The organism is Curvibacter microcysteis, assembly GCF_028649455.1.
GTDB lineage: Bacteria > Pseudomonadota > Gammaproteobacteria > Burkholderiales > Burkholderiaceae_C > Curvibacter > Curvibacter microcysteis.
In genome coordinates this window covers 569484-591640 of record NZ_JAQSIO010000001.1, presented here as the reverse complement: position 1 = coordinate 591640, position 22157 = coordinate 569484, and the positions used below count along the sequence as shown (strand labels likewise).

The 22157-nt window shown below is 67.4% G+C and carries 17 protein-coding genes; 10 read left to right on the top strand and 7 right to left on the bottom strand.

The window, feature by feature from the left end; all coding sequences use genetic code 11:
- Positions 1–113 precede the first annotated feature (113 nt).
- The 3 genes from PSQ39_RS02570 to PSQ39_RS02560 all read left to right on the top strand — a co-directional run bounded on the left by PSQ39_RS02570 (position 114) and on the right by PSQ39_RS02560 (position 5582).
- A complete protein-coding gene (locus PSQ39_RS02570) occupies positions 114–3251 on the top strand; it encodes a multidrug efflux RND transporter permease subunit (RefSeq protein ID WP_273925025.1) in 3138 nt (1045 codons plus the stop codon).
- Positions 3248–4720, top strand: coding sequence for an efflux transporter outer membrane subunit (locus PSQ39_RS02565; RefSeq protein ID WP_273925024.1), 1473 nt, complete (start codon positions 3248–3250; stop codon positions 4718–4720). The genes PSQ39_RS02570 and PSQ39_RS02565 overlap by 4 nt, the downstream gene beginning before the upstream one ends.
- A gap of 100 nt (positions 4721–4820) precedes the next feature.
- Positions 4821–5582, top strand: coding sequence for a glycine zipper 2TM domain-containing protein (locus tag PSQ39_RS02560; RefSeq protein ID WP_273925023.1), 762 nt, complete (start codon positions 4821–4823; stop codon positions 5580–5582).
- Between the two features lie 73 nt (positions 5583–5655).
- Here PSQ39_RS02560 and PSQ39_RS02555 read toward each other — a convergent pair whose 3' ends face one another.
- Both PSQ39_RS02555 and PSQ39_RS02550 read right to left on the bottom strand, forming a co-directional pair.
- Positions 5656–6936, bottom strand: a complete 1281-nt coding sequence (locus tag PSQ39_RS02555; protein WP_273925022.1) for a multifunctional CCA addition/repair protein — start codon at positions 6934–6936, stop codon at positions 5656–5658.
- A gap of 17 nt (positions 6937–6953) precedes the next feature.
- On the bottom strand, positions 6954–7637 hold the full coding sequence (locus PSQ39_RS02550) for a glutathione S-transferase family protein (protein WP_273925021.1): 684 nt from the start codon (positions 7635–7637) through the stop codon (positions 6954–6956).
- Between the two features lie 162 nt (positions 7638–7799).
- Here PSQ39_RS02550 and PSQ39_RS02545 point away from each other — a divergent pair, with 162 nt between their 5' ends.
- On the top strand, positions 7800–9635 hold the full coding sequence (locus tag PSQ39_RS02545) for a diguanylate cyclase (RefSeq protein ID WP_273925020.1): 1836 nt from the start codon (positions 7800–7802) through the stop codon (positions 9633–9635).
- Between the two features lie 4 nt (positions 9636–9639).
- Here the strand turns inward: PSQ39_RS02545 and PSQ39_RS02540 are convergent, their stop codons facing one another.
- Positions 9640–10215: a 5-formyltetrahydrofolate cyclo-ligase gene (locus PSQ39_RS02540; RefSeq protein ID WP_273925019.1), complete on the bottom strand. Its 576-nt coding sequence runs from the start codon at positions 10213–10215 to the stop codon at positions 9640–9642.
- A 9-nt stretch (positions 10216–10224) separates the two neighbouring features.
- Here PSQ39_RS02540 and PSQ39_RS02535 point away from each other — a divergent pair, with 9 nt between their 5' ends.
- A complete protein-coding gene (locus tag PSQ39_RS02535) occupies positions 10225–12207 on the top strand; it encodes a lytic transglycosylase domain-containing protein (RefSeq protein WP_273925018.1) in 1983 nt (660 codons plus the stop codon).
- A 53-nt stretch (positions 12208–12260) separates the two neighbouring features.
- Here the strand turns inward: PSQ39_RS02535 and PSQ39_RS02530 are convergent, their stop codons facing one another.
- Complete coding sequence (locus PSQ39_RS02530; protein ID WP_273925017.1) at positions 12261–13190, bottom strand: MBL fold metallo-hydrolase; 930 nt, start codon at positions 13188–13190, stop codon at positions 12261–12263.
- Between the two features lie 13 nt (positions 13191–13203).
- Positions 13204–14895, bottom strand: coding sequence for an AMP-binding protein (locus PSQ39_RS02525; protein ID WP_273925613.1), 1692 nt, complete (start codon positions 14893–14895; stop codon positions 13204–13206).
- A 188-nt stretch (positions 14896–15083) separates the two neighbouring features.
- On the opposite strand from PSQ39_RS02525, the gene PSQ39_RS02520 reads away from it, so the two are divergent.
- The gene (locus PSQ39_RS02520) at positions 15084–16013 is read left to right on the top strand and encodes an esterase/lipase family protein (protein WP_273925016.1); all 930 of its coding nucleotides are present in this window, start codon (positions 15084–15086) and stop codon (positions 16011–16013) included.
- 3 nt (positions 16014–16016) lie between these two features.
- On the opposite strand, the gene phhA is transcribed toward PSQ39_RS02520, so the two are convergent.
- Both phhA and hppD read right to left on the bottom strand, forming a co-directional pair.
- Entirely contained in the window at positions 16017–16877 is an 861-nt protein-coding gene (phhA, locus tag PSQ39_RS02515) for a phenylalanine 4-monooxygenase (RefSeq protein ID WP_273925015.1), read from the bottom strand.
- A gap of 104 nt (positions 16878–16981) precedes the next feature.
- Positions 16982–18109 carry a 4-hydroxyphenylpyruvate dioxygenase gene (hppD, locus tag PSQ39_RS02510; protein ID WP_273925014.1) on the bottom strand — a complete coding sequence of 376 codons (1128 nt, stop codon included), beginning with the start codon at positions 18107–18109 and terminating at the stop codon, positions 16982–16984.
- Positions 18110–18227: 118 nt separating this feature from the next.
- On the opposite strand from hppD, the gene PSQ39_RS02505 reads away from it, so the two are divergent.
- From PSQ39_RS02505 to lnt, 4 genes are all read left to right on the top strand, one after another.
- Positions 18228–18701 carry an Lrp/AsnC family transcriptional regulator gene (locus tag PSQ39_RS02505; RefSeq protein WP_273925013.1) on the top strand — a complete coding sequence of 158 codons (474 nt, stop codon included), beginning with the start codon at positions 18228–18230 and terminating at the stop codon, positions 18699–18701.
- 117 nt (positions 18702–18818) lie between these two features.
- Complete coding sequence (locus tag PSQ39_RS02500) at positions 18819–19547, top strand: GNAT family N-acetyltransferase (protein ID WP_273925012.1); 729 nt, start codon at positions 18819–18821, stop codon at positions 19545–19547.
- Between the two features lie 89 nt (positions 19548–19636).
- Entirely contained in the window at positions 19637–20512 is an 876-nt protein-coding gene (locus PSQ39_RS02495) for an HlyC/CorC family transporter (protein ID WP_273925011.1), read from the top strand.
- Entirely contained in the window at positions 20509–22155 is a 1647-nt protein-coding gene (lnt, locus tag PSQ39_RS02490) for an apolipoprotein N-acyltransferase (protein WP_273925009.1), read from the top strand. The genes PSQ39_RS02495 and lnt overlap by 4 nt, the downstream gene beginning before the upstream one ends.
- Positions 22156–22157: the final 2 nt, after the last annotated feature.

Sequence of the window (22157 nt, the reverse complement as noted above, 5' to 3'; positions counted from 1 at the left end):
ATCGCCAACAGCAACAGCAACAGCAACAGCAACAGCAACAGCAAAACAGCCCAGATCGGACAGGCCACCCCTTTCGCTGGCAAGGCCTACCGCACCCCTGAGAGGCTCATCCCATGAACTTCTCCGAGCCCTTCATCCGCCGCCCCATCGCGACCACCCTGATCACCATGGGCATCCTGCTGGCCGGCATCATTGCGTTCTTCCTGCTGCCCGTCGCCCCGCTGCCCCAGGTCGACTTCCCCACCATCTCGGTCTCGGCCAGCCTGCCTGGCGCCAGCCCCGAAACCATGGCCACCACCGTGGCCACGCCGCTGGAGCGCGCCCTGGGCAGCATCGCCGGGGTGTCGGAAATCACCTCGTCGTCCTCCCTGGGCAACACCCGAGTCACCCTGCAGTTTGAGCTGGACCGTGACATCAACGGTGCCGCACGCGACGTGCAGGCGGCCATCAACGCCTCGCGCGCCCTGTTGCCCAGCGGCCTGCCCAGCAACCCCACCTACCGCAAAGTCAACCCGGCGGATGCGCCGGTCATGATCCTGGCCCTGACCTCCGACGTGCTGGCGCGCGGCCAGATGTACGACGCCGCCTCCACCGTGCTGGCCCAACGCCTGGCCCAGGTCACGGGCGTGGGCCAGGTCATCGTCGGCGGCGGCGCCCTGCCGGCCGTGCGTGTGGAGCTGGACCCGAATCGCCTGGCCGCCAGCGGCATCGCCATCGACAGCGTGCGCGCCGCCCTGGTCGCCACCAACACCAACCGGCCCAAAGGCACGCTCGAAGACGGCCAGCGCAGCTGGCAGATCGGCGCCAACGACCAGGCCTTCACCGCCGCCGAGTACGCCCCCCTGGTGCTGCGCTACGCCAACGGCAACGCCATTCGCCTGCGCGACGTGGGTGAGGTCATCGACTCGGTGCAGGACGTGCGCAACTACGGCGCCGCCAACGGCAAGCCCTCCATCCTGCTCATCCTCTACAAGCAGCCCGGCGCCAACATCATCGAAACCGTGGACGAGGTGCGCCGCCTGCTGCCGCAGCTGCGCGCCTCCATCCCCAGCGCCATCGACCTCGACGTGGTGGTCGACCGCACCCCCACCATCCGCGCCTCGCTGCGCGAGGTGGAGCGCTCGCTGATCATCTCCATCGGCTTGGTGATCCTGGTGGTGTTCGTCTTCCTGCGCCACTTCCGTTCGGCCCTGATCCCCAGCGTGGCCGTGCCCGCCTCGCTGGCCGGCACCTTTGGCGTCATGTACCTGTGCGGCTACAGCCTGGACAACCTGTCGCTGATGGCGCTCACCGTGGCCACCGGCTTTGTGGTGGACGACGCCATCGTGGTGCTGGAGAACATCTCGCGCCACATCGAGCGCGGCAAGCGCCCGCTGGAGGCGGCACTGGCGGGCAGCCGCGAGATCGGCTTCACGGTGCTGTCGATCAGCATCTCGCTGATCGCGGTGTTCATTCCGGTGCTGCTCATGGGCGGGGTGGTGGGGCGGCTGTTCCGTGAGTTCGCGGTGGTGCTGTCGGTGGCCATCCTGGTGTCGATGCTGATTTCGCTCAGCACCACGCCCATGATGTGCGCGGTCTTGCTCAAGCCGCACGCGCCAGTCGCCGCGCCCGGGCGCTGGGCGCGCTGGGGCCTGCGTTTTCGGCGCGCCCTGCAGCGCGCCTACCGGCGCTCGCTGGCCCTGGCCATGCGCTGGCAACCGGTGACCCTGCTGTTGTTGGCCGGGGTGGTGGGGCTCAATGTCTACCTGTACCGCGAGGTGCCCAAGGGCTTCTTCCCGCAGCAGGACACAGGGCGCATTGTGGGCAACATCCGCGCCGACCAAGCCACGTCCTTCCAGGCCATGCAGCGCCGGCTGGACCGCTTCATGAACATCGTGCGGGCCGACCCGGCCGTGGCCTCGGTCAGTGGCTTCACGGGGGGCGGCCAGCGCAACACGGCCTCGATGTTTGTCTCGCTCAAGCCCTTGGCCGAGCGCCAGGTCAGCGCTGACCAGGTGATCAACCGCCTGCGCGGCAAGCTGGCCAGCGAGCCCGGCGCCAACCTGTTCCTGAACCCAGTGCAGGACATCCGCATCGGCGCGCGCCAGTCCAATTCACAGTACGAGTACACCTTGCTGGCCGACACGCTGGAGGACTTGCGCGCCTGGGAGCCACGCATCCGCCGCGCCGTCATGCAGCTGCCCGAGCTGCTGGACGTGAACTCCGACATGCAGGAAAAGGGCTTGCAGAACTCGCTGGTGATCGACCGCGATGCGGCCACCCGCCTGGGCCTGAGCATGAGCAACATCGACACCACCTTGAACGACGCTTTTGGCCAGCGTCAGGTGGGGGTGATCTACAACCCGCTCAACCAATACCGCGTGGTGATGGAGCTGGCCACCGAGTACCAGCAGTCGCCCGAGTCGCTGATGCAGCTGCGCTTCACCTCCAGCACGGGGGCGCAGGTGCCGCTGTCGGCCTTTGCCAAGGTCGAGCTGACCAACACCCCACTGTCGGTCACGCACGAGGGCGGCGCGCCCGACACCACCATCAGCTTCGCGCTGGCGCCCGGGGTGTCGCTGTCGCAGGCCACGGCGGCCATCGAAGACACGGTCGCCGCGCTGGGCGTGCCTGTCAGCGTGCGGGGCCGCTTTGGCGGCACGGCGGGGGCCTTCCAGAAGTCCATGGAAAGCCAGCCCTTTCTCATCCTCGCGGCCCTGGTCACCATCTACCTGGTGCTGGGCATCCTGTACGAGAACCTGATCCACCCCATCACCATCTTGTCGACCTTGCCGTCGGCGGGCGTGGGCGCGCTGCTGGCGCTGATGCTGACCGACACCGAGTTCTCCATCATCGCCCTGATCGGGGTGATCTTGCTGATTGGCATCGTCAAAAAGAACGCCATCATGATGCTGGACTTCGCCATCACGCGGCAGCGCGAGGCCGAGCTCAAGGGCCTGCAACTCAGCGCCGCCCAGGCCATCTACCGTGCCTGCCAGTTGCGCGTGCGCCCCATCCTGATGACCACGGTGGCCGCCATTTTTGGCGCGGTGCCGCTGGCGCTGGGCGCTGGCGATGGCGCCGAGCTGCGCCGCCCGCTGGGCATCGCCATCGTCGGTGGCCTGTTGTTCAGCCAGTTGCTCACCCTCTACACCACGCCGGTGGTGTTTGTCTGCATGGACCGCCTGCGTCAGCGCTGGCGCCGTCGCCGACCACCCGCGCAGGCGACCCCGGTCCTGCCGGCCCCGCCGCTTGAAAGTGCCGCACCATGACGTCTTTTGCCCCTCTGAATCTGGCCGTGCCGCGCGGCCTGCCCCTGGCCGCCAGCGCGCTGACGCTGGCGCTGCTGTCGGCCTGTTCGCAAGCCCCCGTTTACCAGCGTCCTGAACTGAGCACGCCCACCGCGTTCAAGGAAGCGGCCTGGCAGGACGCGCAGGCCCAAAGCCCCGACGTGCTGGACGACTGGTGGGCCCAGTTCCAGGACCCGGTGCTCAGCGAGCTGCAGGCCCAGGTGGTGGTGAACAACCAAAGCCTGCAAGCGGTGGTGGCCCAGTACCGATCGGCCGAGGCGGCGGTGGTGATCAGCCGCGCGGCCCAGCTGCCCACGGTCACGGGGGCGCTGGGGGCGACGCGCAGCGTCAGTGGCACCACCAACAGCACCGGCACCAGCGGCTCGGTGGCGCCGGTGAATGTGTTCTCACTCAGCGCCAACGCCAGCTGGGACACCGATTTGTGGGGCCGCCTGGCCAGCGCCAACGAGGCCTCGCGCAGCCAGTTGCAGGCCAGCCGGGGCGACTTGCTGGCGGCGCGCCTGTCCTTGCAGGTGACCGTGGCCCAGACCTATTTTTCCTTGCGCAGCATCGAGACCCAGGGCCAAAGCCTGGCGCGAGCCGTGCAGGCCTATGAGCAGTCGCTGCGCCTGACGCAAAACCGCTACAGCGCTGGGGTGGCGGGCGCGGCCGACGTGGCCCAGGCCCAGACCCAGCTCAAGTCGGCCCAGGCCCAGTTGATCGAGCTGCGCCTGCAGCGGGCCCAACTGGAGCACGCGCTGGCGGTGCTGCTGGGCCAGGCCCCAGCCAACTTCCGCCTGGCCGAGACGGCGCGCCTGCCCGCGGCCCCGGCCGCGCCGCGCCTTTTGCCCGCCAGCCTGTTGCAGCGCCGACCGGACATCGCGGCGGCCGAGCGCCGGGTGGCCGCGGCCAATGCCCAGGTCGGCGTGACGCGCGCGGCCTTCTTCCCCTCGCTGACCCTGTCGGCCAGCAGCGGTTACCGGGCCAACCAATGGTCGGACTTGGTCAGCCTGCCGCACCGCTTCTGGTCCCTGGGCCCCAGCATGGCCTTGGCCTTGTTCGATGCGGGCGGGCGTGAAGCCGCCACGCGCCAGGCCTGGCTGGCGGTGGATCAGGCGGCTGCCAACTACCGCCAGGTCGTGCTGACCGCCTTCCAGGAAGTCGAAGACAACCTGGTCGCTGCGGACGCCCTGGCCCAGGAGGCCCAGGTGCAGTCCGAGGCCCTGGCGGCGGCGCAGCGTGCGCTGGACATCGTCAGCAACCAGTACAAGGCGGGCACCGTGAGCTACCTCAACGTGATCACGGCCCAGGCCACCGCATTGGCGGCCGAAAACACCTTGACCAGCGTGCGCAACCGCCAATTGCTGGCGGTGGGACAATTGCTGAAGAACGCGGCCGGGCGCTGGGACCTGCCGCTGGCGTCGGATCTCCGTGCCCAAGGCGCCCCTTGAGGGCCAGGTGCCGGATTTCTTTACACACCCAGCGTTGAACTGTGGGCCGGTTTTGTCCTCAAAATCGGCATCCCAGCGTCCTAACCGACCGAGGTTTCTTATGAACAAACTGCTGATCCTCAGTGCCAGCCTGCTGGCTGCCACCGGTGCCGTCCAGGCCCAAGAGACGGGCCGCGTCATCTCGTCCACCCCGGTGATCCAGCCGGTGGCGGTGCAACAACAAAGCTGCGGCACCGCCCCCATGGTGGTGCAGGCGCCCAAGTCCGGCGCTGGCGCTTTGATGGGGGCTGTGGCAGGCGGCGCGATCGGCAATGCCCTGGGCGGCGGTGCGGGCCGGGCCGTGGCCACGGCGGCCGGCCTCATGGGCGGCGCCATGTTGGGTGATCACATCGAAGGCGCAGGCGCGACGCAGGTGGCCCAGGTGCCGCAATGCAGCACGCAAACCGTCTACGAAAACCGCCAGGTCGGCTACAACGTGGTCTACGAATACGGTGGCCGCCAGTACACCGCCATGATGGCCAACGACCCCGGTCAGACCGTGCAGCTGCAGGTCAACCCGGTGGTGCAAGGGGCCAGCAACCCGTCGGCGGCCTACAGCCCGCCGGCTTACGCCCAACCCACCTACACCCAGCCGGTCTACACCGACCCCAATGCGGTGGTGACCCAGACTGTCTACCCCACCACCTACACGACTTACGCGCCGGTGGTGTATTCGCAGCCCTACTACGTGGCGCCGACCTATTACCCGGCAGTCACCCCGGCGGTCACACTGGGCCTGGGGTTGGGCCTGGGTTACTGGGCCGGCAGTTGGCGCGGTGCCTACCACGGGGGCTACCACGGAGGTGGCCGCCGTTGGCGTTGAGCTCAGCGCCCCGTTGGCAGGGGCCGTTGGACCCCACCGAGCCGGCCTTGCGCCGGCTTTTTGTTGGCGGGGCTCAGTCCGCGTGCAGGCCCAGGCCCTGGGCCACGGCCTGGCTGCGCGCTTGCTGCACGGCCGCGCCCACGGCCTGGCCTTGCAGGCCCCGCGCCGCGGCCTGGGCGGCCACCGGGGCGGTGTCCACCGACAGGGCGGCGGCCAGGGCCTGGCGCAGCCGGGCCGCCTGCGGGTAGGCGGCCTCGGATTGGCCCAGGCGGCCCCGGGCATCGCATTCGCAGGCCAGCAAGATGTCTTCAAAGCGGGCTGGTTTGCGGATCGCATCGCAGCGCTCCAGCAAGCGCATCAGGGCGGCGGCGCCCAAGTCCAGGCTGCGGTGCAGGTTGCCGTGCTCGCGTGCCACCACGTCGGCCAGCTCCTTGCAGTCCAGCGGCACGCGCAGTCGGGCGCTGACGTGCTTCAGCAGGCGCGCGCTGCGTTCTTCGTGCCCGATGTGGCGTGGCAGCACATCGGCAGGGGTGTTGCCCTTGCCCAGATCGTGGCCCAGGCAGGCATAGCGCACGGCCAAGGGGGCTTTCAGGCGGGCGGCCATGTCCAACACCATCATGACGTGCACGCCGGTGTCGATTTCGGGGTGGTAGTCGGCGCGCTGGGGCACGCCCCACAGGCGGTCCAGCTCGGGCAGCAGGCGCTTCAGGGCGCCACAGGCGCGCAGCACCTCGAACATGCGCGAGGGCCGATCGGCCATCAGGCCGCGCGCCATCTCTTGCCAGACCCGCTCGGGCACCAGGTGGTCGACTTCGCCGTCGTCCACCATCTCGCGCATCAGGTCCAGGGTCTCGGGGGCCACGCTGAAGTCGGCAAATCGGGCGGCAAAGCGGGCCAGGCGCAGGATGCGCACCGGGTCTTCGCGGAAGGCTGGCGTCACATGGCGCAGCACCCGCGCGTGCAGGTCGCGCTCACCGCCCCAGGGGTCGATCAGGTGGCCCGGGCCGGGCTGGGATTCGGGCAAGCGGCCACTGGCCAGGTCAGGGTGCAGGGCTTGGGCGATGGCGTTGATGGTCAGGTCGCGGCGTGCCAGGTCGTCTTCCAAGGTGACCTCGGGCGAGGCCTGCACGGCAAAGCCCTTGTAGCCGTGTCCGCTTTTGCGCTCGGTGCGGGCCAGGGCGTATTCCTCGTGGGTGAGGGGGTGCAAGAAGACCGGGAAGTCTTTGCCCACCGGCACAAAGCCTTGCGCACCCATGGCTTCAGGCGTGCCGCCGACCACGACCCAGTCGCGGTCCTGCACCGGCAGCCCCAACAGCGCGTCGCGCACCGCGCCACCGACCAGGTAGATCTCCATCGTCAGGGGGCTCCGTGTCAGCGCTGGACGCGGTAGGGTTCCTCAAAGTCGAGGAAGTCCTGTTCCGCCAGGGCGTCGTTGATCCAAGCCTGCACGCCGGGCAGGTCGCGCACGCGCTGCACATAGGCGGCCACGGGCTCGGGCAAGGGCAGGGCATAGGTGTGCAAGCGCATGCAGACCGGTGCAAAAAAAGCATCGGCCACGCTGAACTCGCCAAACAGCATGGGGCCACCGTGGGCGGCCAGGGCGTCGGTCCACAGGGTGCTCAGACGCTCCACGTCGGCGCGCACGCCGGCTTGGTCGCGCCAGACCAGGGCGCCGATGTCGGGCAGGTGGGCTTCGATGTTCATGGGGCAGTGGCTGCGCAAGGCGGTGAAGCCCGAGTGCATTTCCGCGCACAGGCTGCGGGCATGGGCGCGGGCCTTGCGATCGCTGGGCCACAAGGCTTTTTCAGGGAAGCTCTCCGCCACGTATTCGGCGATGGACAAGGTGTCCCAGATAGCCAGGTCGCCGTCCAGCAGCACGGGCACTTTGCCGGCGACCTTGAGCTGGGCCAGGGCGCGCTTGAAGCTGGAGTCTGGCGCGAACGAGTCAAAGCGCACCTTGACCTCCTCGAACTCGATGCCGGCCTGGCGCAGCAGCACCCAGGGCCGCATCGACCAGGAGGAGTAGTTCTTGTTGCCGATCACCAGTTTGAGCATGGGGGTCTCCAAGGAGGGGTTGGGCCGCAGCCGCTGGGCCATCGCGGCCCGGGGGTGGAATGGGGGCTTGAATGATGCCACGGCCTGGGTTTGTGGCGTGTTGCACTCTTTTACACTTAGGGCATGCAAGCGCGGCTTTTTCCTGGTCTCCTGCGGACCCTGGTGCGCGTCCGCCCTGCGCCCTGGGCGGCTGCCAGGGGGCGTCTGAGCCAGTTGGCTTGGGGGGCTGGCTTGCTCTTGCTGGCCTGGCTGTTGGCTGGGGGCTGGGGCCAGGCAGAGGCCCAAGCGCTGGCGCCCTCCCGGGTCGACCCGCCCGTGATGACCCTGCGGGCTGGCCCCGAGGGTGTGGCCTTGAGCGGCGCGCTGGGGGTCCTCATCGACGACTCCGGCACCTTGCAAATTGACGATGTGCGCAGCCCGGCGCACCAGCCACGCTTTGCCTACCCTGCCGCGCCCGTGCGCTCGGCCATGGACCCCCGGGCCTATTGGTTCCAGGTGCGCCTGCGGCAAACGGGCAGCGATGGCGACTGGCTGATTGCGGTGCCCTCCGTGGCCGCCCGCGAACTGAGTTTTTACGGTCCGTATGACGCGCAGGGCCAGGCCTTGGCGGAGCCCGTGCACACCGGCATCGCCTACCCCTTCAGCACCCGGCCCCTGCAGGCCGAGCGCATGGTGTACCGCTTTCGCCTGCAGTCGCCCGGGGAGGTCACGGTCTACGTGCGGGCGGTCTCGCGCGTCGGGCAGATTTACGCGCTGAGTGCCTGGGACACGGGCGACTACCTGGCTGGGGTGCAGAGCAAGCGTTTGTTCGACGGCCTGAGCTACGGCATCTTGCTGGGCATGCTGGTCTACAACTTTGCCTTGATGCTGCTGTTCCGCGACCGGGTCTATGGCTACTACCTGCTGAACTGCTTTTTTGCCCTGCTCTCGATTGCCAACTTCAATGGCCATGCTGCGCGCTACCTGTGGCCCGACCAACCGCCCCTGGCGGAGTGGTCGTATGTGCTGGCCCCGGCGTTCTGGATCATCGGCGGGGCCTTGTTCGCGCGGCGCTTTTTGGACTTGGCGCGCTTTGCGCCCTGGATCGATCGCTTTTTGGCGGCCTTGATCGGGCTGCAGTTGCTGGCCGTGGCGGTCGCTGGCTTTGACCATTTGCCCTGGCTGGTCATGGCCACCGAGTTGGGCGCCATGATGGGCGCGGTGGCCGCCTTGGTGGGGGCGGTGATTGGTTTTCGCCGGGGTTTCAAACCGGCGGGCTTGTACATCGCCGGGCTCTTGTTTCTGTTTGGGGCGGTGTTCTTGCTGATTCTGTCCAACCGCGGCGTGCTGAGCTGGACGCCGCTGCACCTCAATGCGCTGCAGCTGGGCGTGGCAGCCGAGTTGGTGGTGTTTTCGGTCGCCTTGGGCACCCGCATCCGCGTCATGCGACGGGCCCAGCGTGAGCTGAACCAGCGTGCCGAACAACTGGCGATTGCGGCGGAAACCGACAGCCTGACCGGTCTGGCCAACCGCGCAGGTCTGGCCCAGGCAGCGGCCCGCCTGCTGGTCGGCTCCAAGCCCCATGCGCTCATGCTGCTGGACCTGGACCGCTTCAAGCCCATCAACGACCAGCATGGACACGAGGCCGGTGACGCGGTGCTGATGGCGGTGGGGCAGCGCTTGCAGGCGCAGTTGCGGCCGGGGGACCTGGTGGCCCGCCTGGGCGGCGATGAGTTCGTGATCTTGCTGGCCGAGGTGCATGAACGGCCCAACCTGGCCCAGCTGGCCGAGCGCTTGTGGCAAGCGGTGCAGCAGCCTGTGGCTTGGCAGCACGTCAGCCTGCAGGTCCAGGCCAGCCTGGGCATTGCCCGCTACCCGCAAGATGGGCGCAACCTGGTCGAGTTGCAGCGCGCGGCCGACCGCGCCATGTACCACGTCAAGCAATCGAAGCAAGCGGGGCATGCCTTCCATGAAGACCTGCCCGACGGCTATGCCACGTTGCCGGCCCCCTTGCTCTAGGGCCTCAGCCCACCGGCCAGACCACCCCGTTGTCGTTGAGGATGGCGTCCAGCGGCAGGTCGTGTGCTTCGGGCTCGAAGTCGGGCAGGAAACCCTGTGTGTAACCTAGGCCCACAGTCACCGGGCGCGGCTCCAGCGCGGCCAAGGTGCGGTCGTAAAAGCCGCCGCCATAGCCCAGCCGGTAGCCGCCAGCCCCGTAGCCCACGCAGGGCACGAAGAGCAGGGTGGGCACGATCAGCTCGGTGTCCTTGGGTTTGGGGATGCCGTAGGCGTCTTCCTCCATGGGGCAGCCGGGGTACCAGGCATGGAAGGTCAGCGTCTTGTGCACCTTGTCCACCACCGGCAGGCCAATGCGGCGCGGTTGCGGCTCGCCTTGCAGCTCGCCGTCTTCCTTCCAGCGGTGCAGCGCTGGCAAGGGATCGAATTCGCCCTTGATGGGCCAATAGGCGCCAATGACGGCGTCGGGACGCCCCACCAGCCAGATGCGCATCACCCGCTGCAGCAGTTCTGCGCGTTCCAGCCGGTCTGGCATGTTGAGGCGTTGCTCGATGAGTGCCTTGCGAACCGCTAACTTGTCCATAATTCCCTCATGTATCTACAGAAGATTTTGACATCGGTTCTGGCCTGCGTTGCCATCGGCTCTTTTTCGGGCCTGGCCACGGCCCAAAACCGAGGTGACGACGTGGTGCTCGACATGAGCCAAGCCTTTCGCAAAGGCGATCGCAAAAAGCTCAGCCAACTCCTGCCCCAGGCCCGGGGCCACGCGCTGGAACCCTGGGCGGCCTACTGGGAATTGCGCGCCCGCCTGGGCGATGCCAGCAGCGACGAGGTCGAGGCCTTTTTAGCCCGCTACGTGGGCACCTACCAGGAAGACCGGTTGCGCAACGACTGGCTGCTCTTGCTGGGGCAGCGCCGTGACTGGGCGGGCTTTGCGGCCCAGTACCCGCTCTATCGCATGGGCGACGACCGCGAGGTCAAGTGCTATGGCCTGCTGGTGGAGCAGCTCAAGGGCCAGGCCACGCCCCAGATGGCCGATGAGGTGCGCCGCCTCTGGTACAGCCTGCGCGAGGCCGATGACGGCTGCACCCAGGCGGCCGATCGGCTTTACGCCAACAAGCGCCTGACCGCCACCGACCTGTGGCGCAAGGCCCGCCTGGCCACCGAGGCCAATCGCCCGCGCGCGGCCCGCAATGCCGTGGAGCTGGTGGCCCCCGACGCCCTGGGCGAGCTGGCCCAGCTCAACGACAGCCCGGTCAAGTTCCTGGCCAAGCGCGTGGCCGCGCCCACCCGGGTGCGTCAGGAGCTGGTGGTGCTGGCCCTGATCAAGATCGCCCAGACCGACCCCGATGCCGCAGCCAACCTGCTGGACACGCGCTGGGGCGTCCACCTGCTGCCTGAAGAGCAGCACTGGGTCTTGGGTGTGATCGGCAAGCAGCTGGCCATGAAGCTCGACAGCGACGCCGTACGGGTGTTTGCCAAGGTCAACCGCGACAGCGATTTGAACGACGACCTGCTGGGCTGGAAGGTGCGAGCCGCCTTGCGCGCCAGCCAGTGGCGCCTGGCGCTGAACGCGTTGCGCGCCATGAGCGACGAAGGCAGCCGCGACCCCACCTGGGTCTACTGGCGCGCCCGCGCCCAGCTGGCCCTGGCCCGCACCGACGAGGCGCGCCAGGAGGCGCTGCAGCCGCTGCAGGCCATCGCCGGTGCGCGGGGCTTTTACGAGCAGCTGGCGATGGAGGAATTGGGTCAGCGCATCACCTTGCCGCCGCGCCCGGTGCCGCTGTCGGCCGAAGAAAAAGACGCCGCACGAAACCACCCCGGCCTGAACCGCGCGCTGTACGCCATCGCGCTGGGCCTGCGCTCCGAAGGCAACCGCGAGTGGAACTACACCACCAACTTGCACAGCCCGGGCGGCATGGGGGACCGCGAACTGCTGGCCGCCGCCGACTTCGCCTGCCAACGCGAGGTGTGGGACCGCTGCATCAACACCAGTGAGCGCACCCGCAACACGGCGGACTACGAGCAGCGCTACCCCATGCCCTTCCGCGATCAGGTGCTGCGCCGCAGCCGCGACATCGGCCTGGACCCCGCCTATGTCTATGGCCTGATCCGCCAGGAAAGCCGCTTCGTCATGGACGCCCGTTCGGGTGTGGGCGCCTCGGGTCTGATGCAGGTCATGCCCGCCACGGCGCGCTGGACGGCCAAGAAGATTGGCCTGAACAGCTTCACGCCCGACCAACTGTCCGAGCGCGACACCAACATCACCATCGGCACCGCCTACCTCAAGCTGGCCCTGGATGACTTTGGGGGCTCCATGCCCATGGCGGCTGCGGCCTACAACGCGGGCCCGGGGCGACCGCGCAACTGGCGCAACGGCCCGGTGCTGGACGCGGCCATTTGGGCCGAGAACATCCCGTTCAATGAAACGCGCGATTACGTCAAGAAGGTGCTGGCCAACACCACGGCCTACGCGGCCTTGATCACGGGTCAGCCGCAGTCCTTGAAGGGACGCCTGGGCAGCGTGGGCCCGCGTGACGAGCGCATCCCCGAGCCCAACGCCGACCTGCCTTGAGGCCGAGCGGTGGCCCGCCGCTTGACCCGGCGGGCCGGGGCCTCCGGCTGGGCTCAAAGGTTGAGCAGTTGCTCACCTTCCAGGCGCGCTGCGCCCGAAGCCACCAATTGCCCCACCAGCTGCTCCAGCCAGTCGCCTGAGGGCGCCTGGCCCTGGCGCCGGGCGGCGCCCACCATGTAGGGCGTGCGCTGCATCCACTGCGCCAGCTCGAGCAAGCCAATCTGCTGCCACTCGAGCAGCTTGAACTTGAGCAGCACTTTGGTCGCGTACTGCTGGTGCTTGGCCGGATCGCGCTGAAAGCCATCCAGACGCCGACGCGCCACCGCCAGGGCGGTGGTGGCGTCATGGAAGACAGCGCCGTGGCCCGGGATCACGGTGCGCGGTGCCAGCGTCTCGATCAGGTCCAGTGTGGCGCCCACTTCGTCGAAGGCGTGGACGCCTTCCAGTTCAGGAAACACCACGCCAAAGCCGTTTTGCCACAGTGCGTCGGCCGAGATCAGGGTGCGCGTGGCGGGCTCAAAGAAGATGACCGAATGCGGGTCGTGGCCGGGGGCCGCATGCACCTGCCAGTCGGCGCCACCCAGGCGCAGGGTCTGGCCCGGCTGCAGCACGGCGTCGAATCGAAAGCGTGGACAGGCCTGGCCAGTGGCCTGGTAGCTGAGCCCGTCCTCATCCCATTGGCGCACCAGCTCGGCTTCGCCGGGTGGGATCGCGGTGTGCAACTGGGGGTAGGCGGCCTGCAAAGCGGCATTGCCACCGCAGTGGTCGCTGTGCAGGTGGGTGTTGAACAACTGGTCCAGCGGCTGCGCTCCCAGGGCCTGGCCCACCAGGGCCAGGGTTTGTTCGCTGTGGCTGGCGTAGCCGCTGTCGATCAGGGCGCTGCCCTCGGGGCCGCGCAGCAAGATGTTGTTGGCCGACAGCCAGCCGCGCTCGAAAACGCTGAGGCCAGCGGGCAGGGCCGGCGGCTCGGTGGAGGCGCTCATGGCCGGCTGCCGCTCAGTGGGCGGCGCTGCTGCGCAGTTCCCGGCGCAAGATCTTGCCCACATTGGTCTTGGGCAGGTCGGTGCGGAACTCAATGAACTTGGGCTGCTTGTAGCCGGTCAGGTTGTCGCGGCAGTAGCGCAGCACATCGTCCTCGGTCAAGGCGGGGTCCTTGCGCACGATGAAGATCTTGATGGCCTCGCCCTGCTTGGCATCGGGCACGCCCACGGCCGCGCATTCCAGCACGCCCGGGCACAGCGAGATCACCTGTTCCAACTCATTGGGGAAGACGTTGAAGCCGCTGACCAGGATCATGTCCTTCTTGCGGTCGATGATGCGGGTGTAGCCCTTTTCATCCATCACGCCGATGTCGCCGGTGCGCATGAAGCCGTCGGCGGTGAAGGCCTTTTCGTTCTCGGCCGGCTGCTGGTAGTAGCCGGTCATGACGTTGGGGCCCTTGATGCAGATTTCGCCCGACTGGCCTTGCGGCACGGTGTGGCCCGCGTCGTCCTTGATGGCGATGTCGATGCTGGGCAGGGGCAGGCCAATGGTGCCCGAGAAGCTGGTGCTGGTGACCGGGTTGTTGGTGCCGATGGCGCAGGTCTCGCTCATGCCCCAGCCCTCGACCATGGCCGAGCCCGTGGCCTCTTGCCAGGCGCGCGCTGTGCCTTCGGCGGCGGCCATGCCGCCCGCCTGCGACACGCACAGGTGGGAGAAGTCCAAGGTCTTGAACTCAGGGTGCTGCAGCAAGGCGTTGAACAAGGTGTTGACCGCGGGCAGCATGTGGAAGGTGCGCTTCTTCAGCACCTGGATGAACTTGCCGATGTCGCGCGGGTTGGGGATCAGTGTCATGTGCGAACCCTGGCGGATGGCCAGCATGCACAGGGTCAGCGCGAAGATGTGGTAGAGCGGCAGCGCGGCAATGCTGTTGATCTTGGTGGGGTCGCCCACGCGGGCCAACGCCGGGCTGAACCAGGCATCGGCCTGCAAGGTCGCGGCCACGATGTTGCGGTGCGTCAGCACCGCGCCCTTGGACAGGCCCGTGGTGCCGCCGGTGTACTGCAAGAAGGCGATGGAGTCGAGGTTCGCTGGGCTGGCTTGCAGCGAGCGGCCGCGGCCCTGTGCCAATGCCTTGTTGAAGGGGGTGACGGTGCGGCCGCCCCCTTGAGGCAGTTGGTAGGCGGGCACCATCTTCACCAGGTGGCGCACGGCAAACGTGACCCAGGCGCCTTTGAGGCCGCCCAGCAGGTCACCCATGGCGGTGACCACCACTTCCTTGACGTCGGTCTTGTCGATCACCGACTGCAGGGTGTGGGCAAAGTTCTCCAGGATCACGATGGCGCTGGCGCCCGAGTCCTTGAGCTGGTGCTCCAGCTCCCGTGCGGTGTAGAGCGGGTTGACGTTCACGCAGGTGTAGCCGGCGCGCAGGATGGCGGCCATGGTGACGGCAAATTGAGGGATGTTGGGCAGCATGATGGCCACGCGCGCGCCCGGCTCCAGCCCGCGCGATTGCAACCAGGACCCCAGGGCGGTGGACAGGGCATCGAGCTCTCCGTAGCTCATCCACACGTCCATGCACACCGAGAAAGGCTTGTCTGCGAACTTGCGGAAGGACTCTTCCAGCAACTGCGTCAGCGAGCCATATTGCTCGGGGTTGATCTCGGCGGGTACAGCGGCGGGGTAATGCTTCAACCAGATTCGGTCCATGTCGATCTCCTTGTCGCCAGATTCTGGATGCAGCGCAGCAAAACCGCTCATCGGGCTTGTCCTAGGTTGCAGGGCCATGGCGTCCCACAGGCGACAGCGGTGGGGGCCCGAGGGGCCTTCGGGTCAGGCCTGTCCAGGCTGGGGTCCGCCGTGCCATCATCTCAGCCCAACGTGGGAAGGAGGGGCCGATGATCGCCCGACTGCAACGGGGCTTGCTGGCCCTGATCCTGGGACTGGCGGCTTGGGCCCTGCTGGGCCTGTGGGCGCGCTCGCCAGCCCTCGCGCTGCTGGTGGCCGGGGGCGTGCTGAGCTTCAACGCCCTGGTTTTAGGCCTGGAGTTCATCTTGATGGCCCGCCTCAACCGCCGCGAGCCGGTGCCGCAACCCGCACCTGGGGTGGTGCTGCGCGCTTGGTGGGTCGAGGCGGCCGCCGCCACGCGGGTGTTTGGCCACTGGCAGCCTTTTGCCGCCAACGCGGTGCCCGACCTGATCGGGCCAGGCCGCCACCCAGGCCAGCGCCCGGTGCTGCTGCTGCACGGCTATGTGTGCAACCGCGGCTTCTGGAGCCCCTGGTTGCAGGCCTTCCGTGCGCAAGGCCGGCCTTTCAGGGCCTTGACGCTGGAGCCGCCCTTCACCTCCATCGACCACTTGGCAGACCAGGTCGACCAAGCCGTGCGTGAGTTGACCGAAGCCAGTGGCCTGGCCCCGGTGGTCCTGGCGCACAGCATGGGCGGCCTGGTGTTGCGTGCCTGGTGGCGGGCCCGCAGCGCCCACGGCGAGCCCGACGGCGTGCAGCACGCCATCACCCTGGGCACGCCGCACCGGGGGACCTGGCTGGCCCGTTGGGCCCACACCCCCAATGGTGTCCAGATGCGGCTGGGCAGCGACTGGCTGCGCGCGCTGGCCCAGGCCGAACCGGCCGAGCGCGCTGCGCGCTTCACCTGCGTGTACTCGAACACCGACAACATCGTCTTCCCGGCCACGAGCGCCACCTTGGATGGCGCTCGCAACGTGCTGGTCACGGGCGTGGCCCATGTGGCTTTGGCCTGTGACGAGGCACTGCGCGCCCAGGTGATGGCCTGGATCGCCGAGCACGATGCCGTGACGCTGGCCCCCTGAGGTTCAGGCGGCCAGGGCGGCGGGGTGTTCGACCTGATCGGCCGCCAGCTCGGGCAGGCCGCGCAGGCGCTCGTACAGCGGGCTGAAGTCGGCTTCGGTGAGGTCAAACAGTTGCTGGAAACTGTCGATCTCGAAGTAGGTCGACTGGTAGCTGTCGATCTTGTAGCGCGTGCGCATGGTGCGCTCCAGTTGCAGCGGCAGGCGCTGTGGCTCGGGGCTTTGCACCGCGTGGCGCAGCTCTCCGCTGGAGCTGAGGATGCCTGCACCATAGGCGCGCAAGCCCCCGTGCTGGCGGATCAGGCCGAACTCGATGGTGTACCAGTACAGGCGGCTCAGTTGTTCGCAGGCGCCCAGGGCATGGGCCTTGAGCCCGCCTTGGCCGTAGCGCTGCACGTAGTCGGCAAACACGGGGTTGAACAGCAGAGGCACATGGCCGAACAAGTCGTGGAACACATCGGGCTCGACGATGTAGTCGAACTCGTCGGGGCGGCGGATCCAGTCGGTGACCGGAAAGCGGCGCTCGGACAGCAAGGTGAAGAAGGGCACTTCCGGGATCAGGCCCGGCACGGTCACCAGCTGCCAGCCGGTGGCGCGCAGCAGGCGCTCGTTGACCTCGTCAAAGCGGGGGATGCGGTCCACGTCTTCGGGGCGTTGACCCAGCGAAGGCAGGGCGGCGATGAACTCGTCGCAAGCCAGGCCGGGCAGCAGGGCGGCCTGGCGGCGGAACAGCCGGGCGTAGGTGTCGTGGTCCTGGGCCGTGTAGGCGGCGTAGTCCTGGGTGCAGGTGTAGTCGGCGCCGGCGCGCGCGTAGTCGCCGCGCGGGGGGCGGTCGCTGGCGCCGTACACCACGGGTTCGATGGCCATGTCGGTCTCCTGGTTCTGGATGTCAGCCTCCCGCAGCGACCGAGCGCTGGCGGGGGCGGCCCCGGCCCACCCCTTCTGTGGGGGCGGTGTCCGGGTGAGGCGGCTTACAGCACGCCGCGGCGCATTTGGTCGAGCTCGATGGACTCGAACAAGGCCTTGAAGTTGCCATTGCCAAAGCCGTCGTCGCCCTTGCGCTGGATGAACTCGAAGAAGATCGGGCCAAGCTGGTTCTCGCTGAAGATCTGCAGCAGCAGGGCGTCCTTCTTGCCGTCGATCAGGATCTTGCGCTCATGCAGCGCGGCCAGGTCCTCGCCGTGGCCGGGGATGCGCTTGTCCACCAGTTCGTAGTAGGTGTCGATGGTGTCGAGCAGGCGCACCTGGTTGGCGCGCAGGCCGTCGACGGTGGCGAACAGGTTGTCCGAGCCCATGGCGATGTGCTGGATGCCTTCACCGCGGTACATGTCCAGGTACTCCTGGATCTGACCGGCCTTTTCTTTGCCCTCTTCGTTGATCGGGATGCGGATCTTGCCGCAGGGGCTGGTCATGGCCTTGCTCTTGACGCCAGTCACCTGGCCTTCGATGTCGAAGTACTTGACCTCGCGGAAGTTGAACAGGCGCTCGTAGAAGTCGGCCCATTCGTTCATGCGGCCCCGGTGCACGTTGTGCGTCAGGTGGTCGATGTAGGTCAGGCCGACGCCGCGCGGGGCCAGGGCTTCTTCGGTGCTCAGGCCCGGCAGGGGCTCGAAGTCCACGTCAAAGAAGCCGATGTTGCCGATGGCGCCCGGGGCGGCGCCGTTCTTGCCGCGCCAGCGGTCCACCAGGTAGATCACGCTGTCGCCAATGCCCTTGATGGCCGGGATGTTGAGCTCGCCCGGGCCGGCGGTGCCGGCGTAGCCCCAGGCGCCCAGGCCAATGGCGCGCTCGTAGGCGGCCTTGGCGTCTTGCACGCGGAAGGCAATCGCGCACACGCTGGGGCCGTGCAGGCGGGCAAAGCGCTGGGCAAACGAGTCGGGCTCGGCGTTGATGATGAAGTTGATCTCGCCCTGGCGGTACAGGGTCACTTGCTTGTGGCGGTGGCGGGCCACAGGGCGGAAGCCCATGCGCTCGAACACCAGGCCCATGGCCGCGGGGTCGGGGGCGGCGAACTCGATGAATTCAAAGCCATCGGTGCCCATGGGGTTGTCCCAGGGCGTGAAGGGGGCGACGGCGGCAGTGGGCAGGGGGGCGTTCATGGTCTTGTCTCCGGGGTGCAGGTTGGTGACTCGACTGTAGGGCGCTGCCCCAGCATTTTTTCTGCATTCTGAGGCGTTGATCTGGATCTGATTGCAGGAAAAATGCAAAATAAAAGTCATGGAAGCACTCGACAAGCTTGATAAGCAAATATTGCGCAGCCTTCAGCAGGATGGGCGCGCCACCTATGACCAGATTGCCGAGGTCGTGGGCCTGTCGCCCAGCGCCGTGCTGAGGCGGGTCAAGCGCCTGGAGGAGTCGGGCGTGATTGACCGCTATGTGGCCCTGGTCAAGCCCGAATCCGTGGGCCTGGGCCTGACGGCTTACCTCAATGTGCGGCTGGAAAAGCTCACCGAAAGCCACAAGCGCAACCCCATGGACGTGTTCCGTGCCAGCGTGCAGACCTGGCCCGAGGTGGTGGAATGCGCCTCGCTGACCGGCGAGATGGACTACCTGCTGCGTGTGGTGGTGGCGGACATGGCCCACTACAGCCGTTTCATCATGGACACCTTGCTCAAGCACCCCAGCGTGCAGGACTGCAAGACCAGCTTCGTGCTGGACCGGGTCAAGGCCACGACGGCCGTACCGCTCTGATACGCACCCCGCCCGCTGGTCAAGGGCCTTCCCATGGGTCGCCAATTTCTCTTTACAAGTCAGGGGTTTGTTGCTTTTCAATTTGCAAACTAAGGGGAAACCCTTATAGTTCAGCCCATGTTAGCTCCCTCCATCTGGTTCAAAGCGTCTTGGCAGGCCGGCCGCGAATTCTTTCGCCCCCGGGCGATCGCCCGTTCGGCCCACACCCGTTCGCCTGCGCCGGTGATGGTGCCGATCCGATCCTTGGGAGTGACCTACCGCGCGCGCATCGCCGCGCACCTGTTGGCGCTCGATCCGCAGGACCGCTACCTGCGCTTTGGCTATGCCGCCAGCGATGAGCAGGTGCAACGCTATGTGGACCAACTGGACTTCGAGCGCGACGAGATCTTTGGCATCTACAACCGCCGCCTGGAGTTGATCGCCATGGCCCATCTGGCCTTCTCCAGCGACCCCAAGCTCAACAGCTGCGCTGAGTTTGGCGTCTCGGTGCTCAAGAAGGCACGCGGCCGGGGGTACGGCGCGCGCTTGTTTGACCGCGCCATCATGCACGCCCGCAACGAGGGCGTGAGCCTGATGTTCATCCATGCGCTAAGCGAGAACACCGCCATGCTCAAGATCGCCCGCAACGCCGGCGCGACCGTGGAGCGCGAAGGCTCCGAGTCCGAGGCCTACCTCAAGCTGCCTCCGCCCAACCTCGACAGCCAGGTGGCCGAGTTGTTCGAGCAGCAGTACGCCGAGATTGACTACCGGCTCAAGGTGCAAGCCAAGCAGTTTTGGGACACCCTGGCCAGCGTGCAGGAAATCCGCCGGGGCGTGCGCGCCGGGCGGCATCAGTCGGCCCAGTGAGCGGGAGCGACGCCCGGTGGCTGCCGCCTGTCACATCGATCCGCTATCCTTGAGGCTTCTTCACTACCGCACGTTTTGCGCCCCAGGCTGTGTCTGACCCCCACCCCGCGCGACCTTCCGAGAAGGAAGACAAGCGCAGTTTTCTGCAAAAAGTAGCCGAGTTCATCCGACCGGGCCCTGATTCCCGTGATGAACTGCTGGAAACTTTGTCCGAGGCCGAGGACAACGAAGTCATCGGCGCCGAGTCGCGCGTCATGCTCGAAGGTGTGATCCGCATGGCCGACATGACCGCGGGCGACGTCATGGTCGCGGCCCCGCGCATGGACCTCGTCAACATCGATGCCCCCTACGACGAGCTGCTGAACCTGGTGATCGAAACCGGCCACTCGCGTTTTCCGGTCTACAGCGCCGAGCGTGAGAACATCATTGGCATCTTGCTGGCCAAAGACCTGCTCAAGCTGCAACGGGCGCCTGAGCTCAACATCCGTGCCCTGCTGCGCCCGGCGGTGTTTGTGCCGGAGAGCAAGGGCTTGAATGATTTGCTGCGTGAGTTCCGTGGCAACCGCAACCACCAAGCCATCGTGATCGACGAGTTTGGCCGTGTGGCTGGCCTGATCACCATTGAGGACGTGCTCGAGCAGATCGTGGGTGAGATCGAGGACGAATTCGACATCGCCGAAGACGAAGGCGACATCTTTGGTTTGGCCGACCACACCTACCGCGTCAGCGGTGACACCCCCATCGAGCGGGTGGCCGAGGCCTTTGGCGTGGCCATTGCCAGCACCGATCCCGAGGACGACTTTGACACCATCGGTGGCCTGATCGCCCACGAAATGGGCCACGTGCCGCGCCGTGGTGAGGAGCATGTGCTCGGGGGCCTGCGCTTTGTGGTGCTGCACACCAAGGGGGGGGCGGTGCGTTGGTTCAAGGTCGCTCCCGTGGCTGACGGCGCCGACGGCGCATGAGCGCCCCAACCGCCTCTTCGATCCCCGCCTCTCGCCTGCGCCTGCTGCCCCATGGGCTGGCTTGGCTGGCCCTGCCAGCCGGTCTGCTGCAGGCTTTTTCTCTGGCCTGGCCCGGCACCGGCACGCCTTCGGGCACCCTGCAACTGCTGTCTCTGGCCGTGCTGGCCGGCCTGCTGCAACGCGCCCAGCGGCCTGCCGCCGGTTTGTGGGTGGGCGCCTTGTTTGCCCTCAGTTGGTTGTCGGGCACTTTTTGGTGGTTGTTCATTTCCATGCACACCTACGGCGGCCTGCCAGCGCCCTTGGCGGTGCTGGCGGTGCTGGGCCTGGCCGCTTTTTTGGGCAGCTACTACGCGTTGGCCGCGCTGTTGTACGCCCGCTGGCAAGCCCGGCTGGCTTCGGTGTTGCAGCGCAGCGTGCTGTTCGCGGCCTTGTGGACCCTGGCTGAGTTGCTGCGCGGCCAGATGTTCACCGGTTTCCCCTGGGGGGCTGGCGGCTACGCCCAGGTCGAGGGCCTGGCCCCTTGGCTGGCCCCTTGGTTGGGGGTGTACGGGGTGGGCGCCGTGGTGGCCTGGGCAGCGGCCCTGCTGGCAGAAACGGTCCGCCTTGTTGGGGGGCGTTGGCGCGCGGGTCTCGGATGGCGCCCACCCACGGTGGGTTTGGCGTTGGGCGGCCTGGTCTGGGCTGCGCTGAGTGCCTGGCTGGCCCCGGAGTGGGGTGCTTCTTCGGCTCCCTTGGAGGTGCGGCTGCTCCAAGGCAATATCCCGCAGGACGAGAAATTCCAGGCCGGCTCTGGCGTGCCCATGGCCTTGAAGTGGTACGGCAGCGAGTTGATGGACAACGACCGAGCCCTGGTCGTGGCGCCTGAAACGGCCTTGCCCTTGCTGCCCCAGCAACTGCCCGTGGGCTACTGGCGCACCTTGCTGGAGCGTTACGGCGTGGCGCCCGCCACGGGATCTGACCCTGCCGTTCCGGCCCAGGCCGCTTTGCTCGGCGTGCCCCTGGGCAGCGAGGCCTTGGGCTACACCAATTCCGTGGTGGGACTGCGGCCGGGCCAAGCCTCGCTTTACCAGTACGACAAGCACCATCTGGTGCCCTTTGGTGAATTCATTCCGCCGCTGTTCCACTGGTTTGTTGCCATGATGGACATCCCGCTGGGCGACTTCAACGCGGGTGCCATCGGACAGCCCTCGATGGACTGGCAGGGCCAGCGCCTGGCGCCCAACATCTGCTACGAGGATTTGTTTGGCGAAGAGTTGGGCCAGCGTTTTCGCCAGCCCGAACTCGCGCCGACGATTTTGGTGAACTTCAGCAACATTGGCTGGTTTGGCGACAGCCTGGCCATCGACCAGCACCTGCACATCTCGCGTCTGCGTGCGCTGGAGTTCGCCCGGCCCATGGTGCGCGCCACCAACACCGGGGCCACGGCCTTGATCGACCACCAGGGTCGGGTGCTGCAGCAACTGCCGCCGGTGGTCCGGGGCGTGTTGCGGGGCACGGTGCAAGGCCGGGGCCTGCGTGCCGACCAAGGTGGTTGGGGCATCACCCCTTATGCCTGGTGGGTGTCACGCTGGGGCTTGGCACCCTTGTGGGGCCTGGCCCTGCTGACCGTGTTGGTTCTCGCCCGCCGCGCGCGCCAGCGCTGAGC